General features: G+C 49.7%; 15 protein-coding genes. 7 read left to right on the top strand and 8 right to left on the bottom strand.

Features of this window, described 5'->3' with window-relative positions:
• Positions 1-12: 12 nt before the first annotated feature.
• The 6 genes from feoB to ACJ67_RS04815 form a co-directional block, all read right to left on the bottom strand.
• The gene (feoB, locus tag ACJ67_RS04790; protein WP_049638099.1) at positions 13-1803 is read right to left on the bottom strand and encodes a ferrous iron transport protein B; all 1791 of its coding nucleotides are present in this window, start codon (positions 1801-1803) and stop codon (positions 13-15) included.
• The gene (locus ACJ67_RS04795) at positions 1800-2051 is read right to left on the bottom strand and encodes a FeoA family protein (protein WP_049638100.1); all 252 of its coding nucleotides are present in this window, start codon (positions 2049-2051) and stop codon (positions 1800-1802) included. Before ACJ67_RS04795 ends, feoB begins: the two co-directional genes overlap by 4 nt.
• A 191-nt stretch (positions 2052-2242) precedes the next feature.
• Entirely contained in the window at positions 2243-3052 is an 810-nt protein-coding gene (locus ACJ67_RS04800) for a peptidylprolyl isomerase (protein WP_049638101.1), read from the bottom strand.
• Between the two features lie 55 nt (positions 3053-3107).
• Positions 3108-3371, bottom strand: coding sequence for a BolA family transcriptional regulator (locus tag ACJ67_RS04805; RefSeq protein ID WP_018985850.1), 264 nt, complete (start codon positions 3369-3371; stop codon positions 3108-3110).
• The gene (locus ACJ67_RS04810; RefSeq protein ID WP_049638102.1) at positions 3372-3671 is read right to left on the bottom strand and encodes a YciI family protein; all 300 of its coding nucleotides are present in this window, start codon (positions 3669-3671) and stop codon (positions 3372-3374) included.
• A gap of 15 nt (positions 3672-3686) precedes the next feature.
• A complete protein-coding gene (locus ACJ67_RS04815) occupies positions 3687-4232 on the bottom strand; it encodes a septation protein A (RefSeq protein WP_049638103.1) in 546 nt (181 codons plus the stop codon).
• Between the two features lie 129 nt (positions 4233-4361).
• Here ACJ67_RS04815 and ACJ67_RS04820 point away from each other — a divergent pair, with 129 nt between their 5' ends.
• The 3 genes from ACJ67_RS04820 to ACJ67_RS04830 are packed head-to-tail and all read left to right on the top strand — an operon-like array spanning position 4362 to position 6490.
• Positions 4362-5213, top strand: coding sequence for a 3',5'-nucleoside bisphosphate phosphatase (locus ACJ67_RS04820; protein WP_049639778.1), 852 nt, complete (start codon positions 4362-4364; stop codon positions 5211-5213).
• A gap of 5 nt (positions 5214-5218) precedes the next feature.
• Positions 5219-5830, top strand: a complete 612-nt coding sequence (locus ACJ67_RS04825) for an L-threonylcarbamoyladenylate synthase (protein ID WP_049638104.1) — start codon at positions 5219-5221, stop codon at positions 5828-5830.
• Positions 5831-5848: 18 nt separating this feature from the next.
• Positions 5849-6490: a site-2 protease family protein gene (locus ACJ67_RS04830; RefSeq protein ID WP_049638105.1), complete on the top strand. Its 642-nt coding sequence runs from the start codon at positions 5849-5851 to the stop codon at positions 6488-6490.
• A gap of 35 nt (positions 6491-6525) precedes the next feature.
• On the opposite strand, the gene ACJ67_RS04835 is transcribed toward ACJ67_RS04830, so the two are convergent.
• Complete coding sequence (locus tag ACJ67_RS04835) at positions 6526-10182, bottom strand: DUF748 domain-containing protein (RefSeq protein ID WP_049638106.1); 3657 nt, start codon at positions 10180-10182, stop codon at positions 6526-6528.
• A gap of 167 nt (positions 10183-10349) precedes the next feature.
• Between ACJ67_RS04835 and ACJ67_RS04840 the strand changes: the two genes are divergently transcribed.
• Entirely contained in the window at positions 10350-11210 is an 861-nt protein-coding gene (locus ACJ67_RS04840) for an HlyC/CorC family transporter (protein WP_026295296.1), read from the top strand.
• 58 nt (positions 11211-11268) lie between these two features.
• Positions 11269-11664, top strand: a complete 396-nt coding sequence (locus tag ACJ67_RS04845) for a hypothetical protein (protein WP_231587256.1) — start codon at positions 11269-11271, stop codon at positions 11662-11664.
• A gap of 93 nt (positions 11665-11757) precedes the next feature.
• Here ACJ67_RS04845 and mscL read toward each other — a convergent pair whose 3' ends face one another.
• Positions 11758-12171, bottom strand: coding sequence for a large conductance mechanosensitive channel protein MscL (mscL, locus tag ACJ67_RS04850; RefSeq protein WP_049638108.1), 414 nt, complete (start codon positions 12169-12171; stop codon positions 11758-11760).
• 168 nt (positions 12172-12339) lie between these two features.
• On the opposite strand from mscL, the gene panC reads away from it, so the two are divergent.
• Entirely contained in the window at positions 12340-13194 is an 855-nt protein-coding gene (gene panC, locus ACJ67_RS04855) for a pantoate--beta-alanine ligase (RefSeq protein WP_049638109.1), read from the top strand.
• Between the two features lie 105 nt (positions 13195-13299).
• Entirely contained in the window at positions 13300-13680 is a 381-nt protein-coding gene (gene panD / locus ACJ67_RS04860) for an aspartate 1-decarboxylase (RefSeq protein WP_026295295.1), read from the top strand.
• Positions 13681-13683 lie beyond the last annotated feature (3 nt).

The raw sequence follows: 13683 nt of genomic DNA on the forward strand, positions 1-13683 counted from the left end.
GGTTGATGCAGATCAGTAGCCGAGTGCGCGGGCGCTCTGGTAAAACAGGAAGCTGACGATCCACGCCAGCCCCAGTGACCAGCCAAGTGAGAGCCACATAAATCCACTACTTTTGCTTTCGGATTTAAGTGTGGCAATGGTGGACAGGCAGGGCGTATAAATTAGTGTGAACAGCATAAAGCTCATGCCTTGCACCCAATCAATATTGGCTGCAATCTGATGACTCAGCGCATCTCCCTGCAAGCCGTAAATTACCGCCAGTGAACCGACAACAATCTCTTTGGCCACAAAGCCAAAAATCAGGGCAATGGCCAGCTCGGTATCAATGCCTATCGGGTCCAGGACCGGGGCAAAGAAACGGCCTATGCTACCTGCCCAGGTGTCTGGGCTCGCAGGCACTGCAGTCGTAGGCAAGTGCGTAAGTAGCCAGACCATGATGACGCCAATCACAATAAATTTGGTAGCACGCGCCAGGAAATGTTTGACTTCTTGCCAGCCACGCATCCAGATTTGTTGCGGCGTCGGAAAGCGGTAGGGCGGGAGTTCCAGCACAAACGGTTCGCGGCTGGAAAATTTGTTTTTAAACAGGATAGCTGTGATAAAAATAGTCGCAAAGCTCACCATGTAGAGTGAGAACAGTACCAGGGCGGCTTGTGAGGGTGGGAATAGGATGGCAATGATAAACAGGAACACCTGCAACCTGGCTGAACACAGCGAGAGTGGGATGGTTAGCATGGTCAGTAGCCGCATGGGGCGGCTACGCATGACGCGGGTGCCCATCAGGGCAGGCACGTTGCAGCCGAAGCCCATCAGCATCATGACAAAACCGCGGCCATCCAAGCCCATTTTGGCCATCAGGGTATCCATCAGGAAGGCGGCGCGTGACAAGTAACCACTGTCTTCCACCATGCTCATGACCAGGAAAAACAGCACGATAATCGGTACAAATGCTGCGACCGTACTAAACCCGGTATACAGGCCATCCAGCAGCAGGCCGTTTAACCAGCTGGGCAGGCTAGCCAGCACAGGCTCCAGAAATGTGCTACGCAGGGTATCAAACAGCCAGCCCATGCCTTCTTGTAGCGGCGCGCCAACCGTAAAAATAAACTGGAATAACAGGAATACCGATAACAGGAACAGTGGCAAGCCTAGCCACGGGTGCAACAGTACTTTGTCCAGGCGGTCGGTCAGGCTGTGATTCAATTGCAGCGGGAAATGCACCGTGCGGTCAATAATCTGGTGCATTTCCTGTTCAATGGCATTGTCCATTTCCAGCTTGCTGGCGATGGATTCTGGCGTGACGATGTTGGGTTGTTGCAACATCGTTTGTGCTGCCAGTTGCAACGCTTCCGGGCAGCCCTGGCCATATTTGGCGCTGATGGTGCGCACGGGGAGGCCTAGCTGTTTGCTCATGGCTTCGGCATTGATGGTAATGCCAGCGCGTTTGGCCTCATCTTCCATATTGAGCAGCAACAAGGCAGGTAATCTAAGGGCGCGAATCTGTAAGGCGAGCGATAACTGGCGGTCAATCTGCGCGCTGTTGAGGATAATCAGCACCAGATCGACAGCATGATGGCTCAGGAAATGGCGAACCACGTGCTCGTCATCCGAAAAGCCATGCAGGTCATACAGGCCAGGCAAGTCAACCAGCTCTGCAATATGGCCGCCAAGCAATATTTTTGCACTCATCAAGTCGACGGTGATGCCGGGCCAGTTACCGACTCGCGCAGAAGCGCCACTTAAGCGATTGAACAGGGTGGATTTGCCCGTGTTGGGCATACCTAGCAGGGCAACACGTTTCATACAGTGGTTGATTCTTTTTGATGCGGGAGAGGGTGCAAGTGTATGGCTTTAGCATCTTGCAGACGGATGATCACATCTGTTGAGCCTATGCGCACATGCAGTGGACCATTAAAAGCCGCTTGGCGGATGACTTCCAGTTGCTTGCCGGACCTGAACCCCAGTGCACTCAAGCGTTGTGACAGCGCTTGTTCGGCATGGATGCGATCAATGATGGCCGTCTGGCCAGGTTTGAGTGCGTCTAGATGCATGTGGGCGTTACAAATGAGAATAATTCTTGATTTTATCTTAGATTGCCTGGCAAAGAAATGTTTCCGTACTTGAAATATTTCTGTCAGCGATAGATGTGCTTAAACTCGCTTATTGCTTTGGAAGTCAGTGGGTAGGCAATAAAAAAGCCAGTTGGAACTGGCTTTTTTATTGTGTTTGAGTAGTGCCTGGATTATTTCTTCTCGAGGCCAGAGACATCGATTTTGGCTTTGTCTTTCAGGCTCAACATGTATTTTTCAAGTTTGCGCTGTTGCAATGTCCGCTCAATGCCTTCTTGTACTTTTTCGTAAGGAGGTGCTTGCAGTGCGCGGGTATCAACCAGTTTGATCACGTGCCAGCCGAATTGAGATTGCACAGGTTCAGGCGTTGTTTCGCCTTTTTTCAGGCCTACCAACGCTTCAGCAAATGGTTTGACCATGCCAGCCGGAGAGAACCAGCCCAGATCACCGCCTTTGTCTTTAGAACCTGGGTCCTGAGATTTTTCTTTGGCAATTTTGGCAAAGTCTGTGCCTTTTTTCAGGTCAGCAATAATCGCTTTGGCTTCAGCCTCAGTTTTTACCAGGATGTGACGGGCGTTATACTCTTTGTCGCCCAGTTCTTTTTTATATTGCTCGTAACCTTCTTTTTTCTCAGCATCGGTCACCGGGTTTTTACGGATGAAGTCAGCCAGGAATGCGTTTACCAGCAACTTGCGGCGGGCCAGTTCTTCGCTAGCGATAAAATCTGGTTGTTTGTCGATACCGGCTTTTTGCGCTTCCTGGTAGGCCAGTTCAGAACCCACCAGTTCGTTTACAACGGCCGCTTTCATGCCATCATTGGCTTTCTGGCCTGTACGTGCTTCGGCATCTTTCAAAATGAACTCTACCCAGGATTTCTTGATCGGCTTGCCATTGACTGTGGCAACCGCATCGGCATCGGCCGCGTATACATGTGGCAATGCGCTAAAGCAAGCAATCGCCAACATTACTTTCAAAAATTTCATGCAATATCCTTATATAACGATTTGAATTGGTGCGATATTAAAAAACAGGATTGTTTCAAATAAATGACTCATCAGTCGATAGGGCCTGAATACTGAGCGCGTGTATGCGATGAGGCATTAAATCTTGCAAACATTGATATACCATGCGATGGCGCATTATCTGTGATTTTCCTGAAAATAGCGAGCTTTTTACCTTGATGGTGAAATGCCCGCCGCCTGTGTTTCCTGCGTGTCCGCGATGAAGTTCACTGTCATCCTGAATCTCTAGTTGTTCAGGCGCTAGCGCTTGCAAACGCTGTTCAATTTCGGTGTGAAGCATTTATGGCAAGGTTTTTCTGAACGGTTTGACCAGCACCTGGCCGTATACGCCTGCATGTACAAAAGGATCGTCGTTGACCCAGTCTGTGGCGGCTTGCAATGAATCAAATTCTGCCACAATCAGACTGCCGCTAAAACCGGCTTCGCCGGGATCTACGCTGTCTATCGCTGGCAAAGGACCTGCTAGCACCAAACGGCCTTCGCTTTGCAGTTGTTGCAAGCGCGCCAGGTGTGGTGGACGATGCTCCAAGCGTAATGACAAGCTGTTGGGCGTATCCTGTGCGTAAATCATATAAAGCATAGCGTTTTCTCTTAGTCAGGCAGAAGGGGTGTTTTGTTCAATCCAGTGATCTTTTAACATAAACACCTGCGCAATAATAAATATAAACATGAGGCTGGTGGCGCCAAACAGTTTGAAGTTGACCCAGTTTTCTTCACTGAAGTGGAATGCGACATATAGGTTTAAAATGCCCATGCCTACCAGGAAAGCAATCCAGCACAGGTTTAGTCTGTCCCAGATGGCTGATGGTGGCGCCATCAATTTGCCTAACATGCTTTCAATCAGGTTGCGTTTGAAAATATACCGACTGAATAGTAATGCCAGTGCGCCTATCCAGTAAATAGCGGTGGGTTTCCACATGATGTAGGTTTTGTCATGCAGCAATAGCGTGATGCCGCCTAGTACGGTGATGACTGCACCATTGATCATCAGCATTTTGTCTATTTTGCCGCGTTTGATCCAGAGTATCAGCATGAGCACCAATGTACTGATCATGGCGACGGCGGTAGCTGTAAAAATCCCGGCTTTTTTGTAGGCGATGAAAAAGAGGATGACGGGCAATAAATCGGTAATGACTTGCATGACTGGCTTCAGGCGACTGAATTCCTGCTATCTGTAAGGGCACTATTTTGCTATGATTTCTGTCGAAATGTAAAGGTTGCCTATTTTATGGCACCTACCCTCTAACCGGCGATGTCATCATTATCCATCATGTCAGTCCCCATCGATTTGCATTGTCATTCCACCATGTCGGATGGTTTGCTGAGCCCCGAAGACCTGGTCGCGCATGCCGCCAGCAAAGGCGTGCGTGTGCTAGCGCTGACTGACCATGATGAAGTGAGTGGGCTGGCGAGGGCCCGTGCCGCCGCCGAGCAGCATGGTATTGCTTTGATCAATGGGGTCGAAATTTCGGTGACATGGAAAAAGCGTACATTGCATGTGGTGGGCTTGCGAGTGGATGCGGAAAACTCGGCGTTACTAATGGCTTTTCAACAGGTGAGGGAAGCGCGTGAGGCGCGTGCCCGTGAAATTGCCGATGGATTGGCCAAAGCCGGCATCGCAGGGGCATACGAAGGCGCAAAAGACATTGCAGGTAACAGCGTCATGACGCGCAGTCATTTTGCCCAATTCATGGTGAAACATGGGCATGCCAAAAATATCAAGACCGTGTTCAAGAAATACATGGTGAAAGGCAAGCCTGGCTACGTCAATCACGAGTGGATGAGCCTGGAGCAGGCATTGCAACTGATACGTGACAGTGGCGGGGTGGCCGTGCTGGCCCATCCTGGCAGGTATGACCTGGGTTTTGTGAACATGCATTTGTTATTACATGAATTCAGGAACCTGGGCGGTGCGGCGATTGAAGTGGTGACTGGCAGTCACCAGCCGCCGCAATATGAGCAGTTTGCCAAGCTGGCACATCGGTTTGATTTAAAGGCTTCACAAGGGTCTGATTACCACGGGCCAGGACTATCATTTATGGAGATGGGACGTTTGCCAGCTTTGCCTTCAGGTTGCGTGCCTGTTTGGCAGGATTGGCCAGAAGCCAGTCAGTTACAATAGTCGTTATGGCACAGTACTTTATTATTCATGCGGAGAATCCGCAGTCCAGGCTTATCCAGCAAGCGGTACAATTGTTGAAGGAGGGAGGTGTGCTGGCCTGTCCCACGGATTCCAGCTATGCACTGGTCTGCCTGATGGAGTTCAAGGACGCGCAAACGCGTATCCGCCGCTTACGTGGGGTAGATGACGAACATCCTTTTACGCTGATTTGCCGTGACCTGGCAGAGATTGGCACTTACGCTAAGGTCAATAATAGTCAGTTCCGCCTACTGAAAGCGTTGACGCCCGGCGCTTATACCTTTTTGCTTGAAGCCAGTCGCGAAGTGCCGCGCCGCTTGCAGCATCCCAAACGCAGCACCATTGGCCTGCGTGTGCCCAAGCATATCGTGACGCAAGCTTTGCTGGAGGCGTTAGACTCGCCCATGCTCAGTATGACCTTGCAGTTGCCAGGGGATGAGACACCGATGTCTGTAGGCTGGGAAATTCGCGAAACCCTGGAGCATCAGATTGACGCCGTGATAGACAGTGATATTGTGCATGTCGGGGCGACGACTGTATTGGATTTGACGCAAGACCCTCCTGAGCTTGTGCGTGCAGGTGTCGCACCCTGGCCTTAATGTTTTTTGGAAGTATGCATGGAAGAACTGACTGTTGTACAAAAAATTGCCGCGTATGCCTTGCCTATCCTGTTTGCGATTACAGTGCATGAGGCTGCTCACGGCTATGCTGCCAAATATTTTGGTGACCTGACCGCAGAGCGCATGGGCAGGATTACCCTCAATCCTTTCAAACATATTGATCCGATTGGAACCATTTTGCTCCCCGCATTGAGCATTATGCTCGGGGGTGTTTTGTTTGGCTGGGCCAAGCCCGTGCCGGTCAATTTTGGCCAGTTAAGGCGTCCTAAACAGGATATGTTGTGGGTGGCGCTTGCAGGGCCTGCTTCCAATTTTGTCATGGCCATAGGCTGGGGGTTATTGCTGGCCAGAGTGGAGTTGTTTCCTGAGTCTGCACAAGCGTATCTGTCACAAATGAGCGTGGCTGGTATACAGATTAACCTGGTATTGCTAGTGCTGAATCTGTTTCCATTGCCACCGCTGGATGGTGGCCGGATTGCGGTAAGCTTGCTGCCGATGAAAGCCGCGATCAAATTTGCCCAGATCGAACGCTATGGCATGTTTATCCTGATCGCTTTGTTGTTTACCGGCATTCTTGGTATTTTGCTGTCGCCAGTGTTGCGTTTTTTCCAGCAGTTATTGGCGGTCATCATCATGTAATTAATCACTTGGGCAGCAGGATTGCTGTTCAAGATTTAATGCTTGATGGCATCTAAAGTCAGTTTGGTCGGCACATGGTCTCGATCTGCTTTTACGGTTGCTGGATTCGTGATAGCAACGCGCTCCTGGCTAACGCCTGATTCGATAAGCGCTTTTTGAATCGCTGTTGCACGGTCGTGAGCCAGCGTCTGCAAATCTGCTTCCGATACCTGTATGCTTGTGGTGAGCGTTTCTTGTACTTGCTCATAAAAACCGGCAGGCGTCTTTTCTAATTTCGAAGCCAGACGCTTCAGCAACCCTTTGTTGGTTAAACGGTCATGCAATGTCTTTATCGCAGACTGGACCTTGGAATTGTTGAGGTCAATCGGCCCAGGGGCCTGCCCTGCTTCCAGTTTGACGCCAACTTCTTCTGCCACCTGTTTACGCAAGGTGGTTTCCTGAATGGCGCGGGTATCTGCTGCCACGTCATAGCCGGGAACAATGCCCAGCTTGAGTTGCTGGCGTTTGCCAAGCGCGTTACTCACAGAGTGCAGTTTTTCCAGCTCGGGTGGCGAAACCGTTGAACTGCCAGGGTCAAAGGTAATCGCTTCGAGTTTTTCACCGCCGCCAAAGAGTTTGCCCAGCGCACTAAATGGCGCCGTCACAATTTTGGTCAACACATTGGTAAATGCTTTCCACATGATCCCACCCAGGCTGAACTTAGGATCATCCAGGCTGCCGCTGACGGGTAAATCCAGGTCAATCACACCATCACTGTCTTCGAGGATGGCGATCGCCAAATCGAGAGGCAGGTTGGCGGCATCTTTGCTGTCAACGCGCTCCCCCAAGATTAATTTGTTGATAACAAATTTGTTTTCACCAGCGAGTTTGCGTTGTTTGATTTTGTATTCCAGATCGACCGATAGTTTGCCGGACTCAATCTTGCGCCCGGCAAATTTGCCGGAGTAGGGCGTCAAGCGGTTCATCTCCAGGTTCGTGAATGCCAGCTTGATATCAGTAAATTCGGTGGTCTTGAATGGCTGCAATGAGCCACGGATACGGGCTGCACCGTAGTCATCCACCTTACCATCCATTTCCACCTGGGCGGTCGATGTCGGATTGCTGGAAATGCCGTTGATGACGCCACCCAGACTGTGGATGTTTGTGCCAAATGGTTGCGGTAGTGACAGGTCAGCAAATTCCAGTTCTGCATTGTGAATGCGCACACTATCGATCCCGACAGGGAAACTGCCTTCTTGAGCATCGTTAGCGGTGTTGGCGACCGCCGGATGTTTGCCTGCTGCTGACGGTGTGGCAGTCGTGTTTTTATTTGTAGTCGAGCTGGCGACTGGTGCTGGGCTGCGCATTAGCTTGGTAATATTTAAGCTGCGGTCTGGGTAAATAATAAATTTGGTTTGAGGTTTGCTCAATGACAGTGTGCTAATTTGCAGTTTATTCGGCGCCAACGAAAGCGCTAGCCCGTCGCCCTGCAGTTTCTCCCAGCGTAAGAAGGGTTGCTTGCTGTCTTCTTCAATAATGGATAATTGGTTGATGCTAAAGCCGCCGTCGAATCTGGTGGCACCATTATTGGTTTGCTGTAATTTGCCCTGGACACTGGCGGCGCCGTTTTCAAGCCGTAGCAAAGCGACTTGCTGGAGATAAGGCGCAAACGGTTTCAGTGATAAATCTGTCAGTGAACATTGCATATCGGTTTTAAACGGGGCCGCAGCCAGCTTGCCTTGCAGATTAAATTGACCGCCTTGCTTAAACTTGAAACCGGCCTTGATCGGCTGCCACCGAGTCAGGTTCTGGCTGAGGTCTGAGAGCTCAATCTTGCCATCCACCAGATCGAGTACGACAGGTGTGGGCGTAGACTGATCCTCAATATGCACATCTGCCTGTTGTAAAGCCAACCGTTTCAGAGCAAATCCCCAGGGTTTTGATGCTGGTGCAGTCGTTTGTGATGGCGAAGAGCGTGCCACCGATGTTGTCTCGCCATGGCTTGCATAGGTTAATATGCTTTGCCAGTTTAGTTGCTGGTTTGCTTGCCGGATGACAGCAGTTTTGAGTCCACTGAGCTGAATGCTGCCAACCTCTATTTTTTGCAGGTCCAGAGCAAGCTGTCCATGAACAGCTGTCAGTTTGCCAAGTTGTGCGACAGGCTTTTTGTCTGACTGCAGATTGAATTGTGAGGCATCAAGCTGCATATTTTTCAGTGCCAGCCCTGACTGGTTGTCGATGGCCAGGTTCAGGTTAAGGTCTCCCACGGTCGCCTGCAGGGGGCTGGCGAACTGCTGGTCGGTGTAAGAGAGCTGCCAGTGCGCAAGGCTGATATCGCCAATAGCAAAATGGAAAGGGATATTGTCCTTATCCTCTGCTTTGGCTACAGGGCTTTGGCTATTGGCAGGCGCTTTTGCCGCTGGCTCAGCAAATACCTGCTGCCAGTCCAAAGTCCCCACGGAGTTTTGTGTGGCAGATAACTGTCCATTGTTCAACGCGATATTGGCGATATTGGCCTGGCGTTCCGCCAAGTTGAGGCTGGCATGGCTAATGGCCAGTTCTGGTAACTGGAGCAAGGTTTTCTGCGCATGTTGAATCTGCAGCTGACGAAGATTCAAGTCCAGCTTGTCAAAATTAAGTTGCGTTTCTTTGTCTTGTTTAAAAGCAAGTTTAGGCAACTCAAGGTTGCCGCTAGCCATCGACACATCACCCTGCGGCTTTTGCAGTTTAAACTCATCCAGTTGAATACGGATGTTTTCAGTATCGATGGCTAATTGTTTTTTCTGATTCAAAGCCAGGCGTTTGGCGGTGACTTCCAACTGTTTGAGAGCAAGTTTATCGTCTGGCTTCAATGTCCCTTCCAGCGCTTTTAAATGCAAGCGGATGTCAGCCAGCAATAGTTTGGGTTGCTGGTTAGGCATGGAGAAATCGTAATTGAATTCACTGGAAAACGTCCCTGCCTGTGCCTGAAATGGCAAGGTGCCGGGATTCACCCATTGCATGATTTTGGCAATTTGCAATGCTTCAATCGCTAATGTGCCTTGTGAGGCGAGAGGGTTCACACCAAAGTTACCTTTCCATTTCAAGGTGCCGCCTTGGTAAGGCAGTTTTGCTGCAATCAGGTAATCGCCGCGGTCTTTGGGTAAGGTCGAAAAACCTTCCAGGGTGAAGTCCAGCGGTTTGAGCGAAGCTTGCAATGGCTCGCCATGGTGTGCATCCAGGTATTCAATATCGCCCCGGCTGATGGTGATGTTTTCAATGATGACGCGCGGCAGGTCCTGGTTTGGCGGTGACGGGTCTTCATTGAGTTTTGCGATCAGGTCGGCCCAGTTGAGTTTTCCTTGCTTGGAGATATGCACATTGACGCGCGGTGCTTTCAGCGCAATATGTTTGAGTTTCCAGGCCCAGCTAAACAGCCCGCTGGCTTCCAGGTCAACAACCAGTTTGTCAAACGCGGCTAGCGGGGCACCGTCTTTTTCTGTTAAAGACAGTTTTTCAATGGTTGCTGTCAGGGTAAAAGGATCAAATGTGACCTTTTCCACCCTGGCCTGACTGGCCAGTTGGCTTTCTGCCAACTTAGGCACTAGCCATTTTGCCAATGGGTTGACCGCCAGCCAGGCAAATAAAAAATAAAAGACAATGAGTCCGGCGGTAATCTTGAATGCAACAGATTGGCCTAGGTAAGATAGCGTGGGGCGTAGACGATTCAACATAGGCATTAATTTAGCAGAATTTAAATGCTTATACTGTGATTGGCACAACCGGTAATACAAATCTTGCTACAAATGAGGCATCTACTGGCTTGAAGGTGACATTGCCATCCATTTTCATGTATGCTTAGGTTAACACGTTATACAGGATGCTGGTTTCAGCAGTACATATGGCTTCAGAGCCGGATAAGTTGTCTCATAAACCCTCTCTTTTAGAACGATTAAGCCACTTTCTTCTGCGCGAGCCAGAAGATAGGGAGCAACTGGTTGAGTTGCTGCACGGGGCTTACGAAAATCACCTGATGGACGGCGATTCGCTGGCCATGATTGAAGGTGTCCTGCAGGTCAGTGAAATGCAGGTGCGGGACATCATGATTCCGCGCTCACAAATGGATGTCATTGACATTGCCCAGCCGCCGGAAAGTTTTTTGCCGTTTGTGATTGAAACTGCGCATTCGCGTTTTCCTGTCATTGAAGATAATAAAAACGATGTGATCGGCATCTTGCTGGCCAAGGATTTATTGCGTTATTACGCACATGAAACATTCGAACTGCGTGACATGTTGCGCCCGGCCGTCTTTATTCCCGAGTCCAAACGCCTGAATGTGTTGCTCAAGGAATTCCGCAGTAACCGTAACCATATCGCCATTGTGGTAGATGAATACGGCGGTGTGGCCGGGATGGTCACGATTGAAGATGTGCTTGAGCAAATTGTTGGCGACATCGAAGATGAATACGATGATGACGAAGACGAAAGTAATATTATCCAGCAGGAACCTGGTAAATACCGCGTCAAGGCATTAACCGAGATTCCAGAGTTTAATGAAGCAATCGGTACTGAATTTAGTGATGAAGAGTTTTCTACCGTAGGCGGTCTGGTCGTTAATCATTTCGGCCATTTACCCAAACGCGGTGAGCATATTCGTATTGATAACCTGAGTGTAACAGTCGTGCATGCAGACAGCCGACGCGTACATGTATTGCTGGTCGAACAGTTGCCGGAAGAGGCGTATCCCATCGAGTCTGTCTAGAGATTTCAGGAACCTATCGTCGTTTTAATTGCCACAGTATCAATATAAAAGGAGAGTGATGATGAAAGCACAAACTTGGTTGAACGGGTGGTTGGTAGTTGCGTTATTGTCTGTGAGTGGCTCGGTGTTGGCAGAAGGCAGCGCTGGCAAGTTTCCTGAGGATGAGCAGGGATTTGTTGATGCGGTCGGCAAGCTTAATCGCTCGCAACTGGTCGCTTTGTTAGGTGAGCCGGCACGTGCAGAGGATGTGAAGTTAAAAGACAGTGGACGTGTGGTGGCTTCGATCTGGCATTACCACAATATTAACAAGGACCCGCAGGGCGCTTATTACCAGACAACTGAGCTTGATCTGATTGATGACCAGGTGAGTGTGGTGGTATTCCTGAATAACGATGGGTCTGATAACAGTTCAGGTCAGAGCTATGAGGTGCAACCTAATCCTGCCGACCTTTAATTTCGGTCTAGTGAATTCCGCACTCCTGAATTCTGGACGCATGATATGACAAAGGGCGCAATGGCGCCCTTTATCTTTAGAACTGCTTGAAAATTATTTTTTCAGGCTGTCACGGATTTCACGTAACAACACAATGTCTTCCGGTGTTGCAGCAGGTGGCGGAGGTGGTTCTGCCTGCTTCAGGCTGTTCATGAACTTGACCATCTGGAAGATAATGAATGCCAGGATGACGAAGTTCAGCACGATGGTAATAAAGTTGCCGTAGGCCAGAACTGCGCCCAGTTTCTTGGCTTCAGCCAGGGCCAGGTCAGCCGATTGCCCGTTGAGCGGTACATATAAATTGCTGAAATCAAAGCCACCAAAAATTTTGCCGACTACCGGCATGATAATGTCGTCGACCAACGAGCCCACGATCTTGCCAAAGGCACCGCCGATAATGACACCGACTGCCAGATCCATGACATTGCCTTTTAGCGCAAACTGTTTAAATTCAGACATGACACTCATTACACGTTCCCTCAATTGTTATCGTTAGCAATATTGCAAAAGTGACTATAGGCGTGGATTCACTTGCTTGTCAATTATCGGGTCGACGATATGGCAAGTACCGGCTTAAAAAATGTCTCTGTGATATATTGCTAGCATCATGGTTTTGATGGATCAAACAGTTAATTCATGCAGTTGTTTCATACCTTGCGCGAATTGCGCACCTTCCTCGACAGCCGCGCAGATCAGCGGGTTGGATTTGTCCCTACCATGGGTAATTTGCATGCCGGGCATTGCCAGTTGGTCACGCTGGCCAAAAGTCATGCCGACTTGGTGGTAGTCAGTATTTTTGTGAACCCGCTGCAATTTGGAGCCAATGAGGATTTTGGCAGTTATCCACGTACATTGCAGTCTGATTGTGAAAAGCTGCAGTCCGTAGGCGCAGATGCCGTGTTTGCACCAGCCGTAGAGGAAATGTACCCGGATTTTGATGGCAGGGATTTACATCAGCAAATCGTCATCCAGCCGCCACCCTTGGCGGATGACCTATGCGGTGCTAGCCGCCCCGGGCATTTTGCCGGCGTGGCGACGGTGGTGGCTAAGTTGTTCAATATGGTCAAGCCCCAGGTGGCAGTGTTCGGTAAAAAAGATTACCAGCAACTCATGGTGATCCGAGCTTTGGTGCGCCAGCTCAACTTTGACATTGAAATTATCGCCGGGGAGACTGTGCGTGAGCCTTCCGGGTTGGCCATGAGTTCCAGGAACGGTTATCTGACGGCTGCAGAAAAAAAACAGGCGTCGCAGTTGCAGCAGCAATTGTTGAGTATGAAAAATGCTTTACTCGTCGGGGAGCGTGATTATGCTGAGTTGTGCGAGCAAGCCAGTTTGCAGTTGAAACAGCAGGGCTGGCAGGTGGATTATGTAGAAATTCGGCGTCAACATGCATTGACCCTGCCGGATGCACAGACACGGGACTGGGTCATCCTGGCGGCGGCCAGGCTGGGTAAGACACGCCTGATCGATAATTGTGAAGTCAGTGTGTGATAAAAAGAGTGCGTGTTTTTTATAAATTTATTTTGCGCTAAGCCATTGATAACTTTATAATTACGACCTTTTCCGCGCGAGCGGGGATTCGACTGAAGGGACGCAATGCAAAGAACCATGTTGAAATCAAAGCTGCATCGGGTGCGTGTGACGCATAGCGAGCTGCACTATGAAGGCAGCTGTGCGATTGATGAAGCCTTGCTGGAAGCTGCCAATATTCACGAATATGAGCAAATCCAGATTTACAACATCAACAATGGTGAGCGTTTTACGACTTACGCCATCCGTGCCGAGCGTCATTCTGGTGTGATTTCAGTCAATGGTGCGGCTGCACATAAAGCCGATCCGGATGATTTAATTATTATTGCCAGTTATTCGCAATATACCGAAGCCGAACTGTCCAATTACCATCCGCAACTGGTCTACGTGGATGCGCAAAACCGGATTGTTGAACAGAAAAACCATATTCCCGCGCAAGCCGCCTGATTT

Source organism: Methylophilus sp. TWE2 (genome assembly GCF_001183865.1).
In the GTDB taxonomy this organism is placed as follows: domain Bacteria; phylum Pseudomonadota; class Gammaproteobacteria; order Burkholderiales; family Methylophilaceae; genus Methylophilus.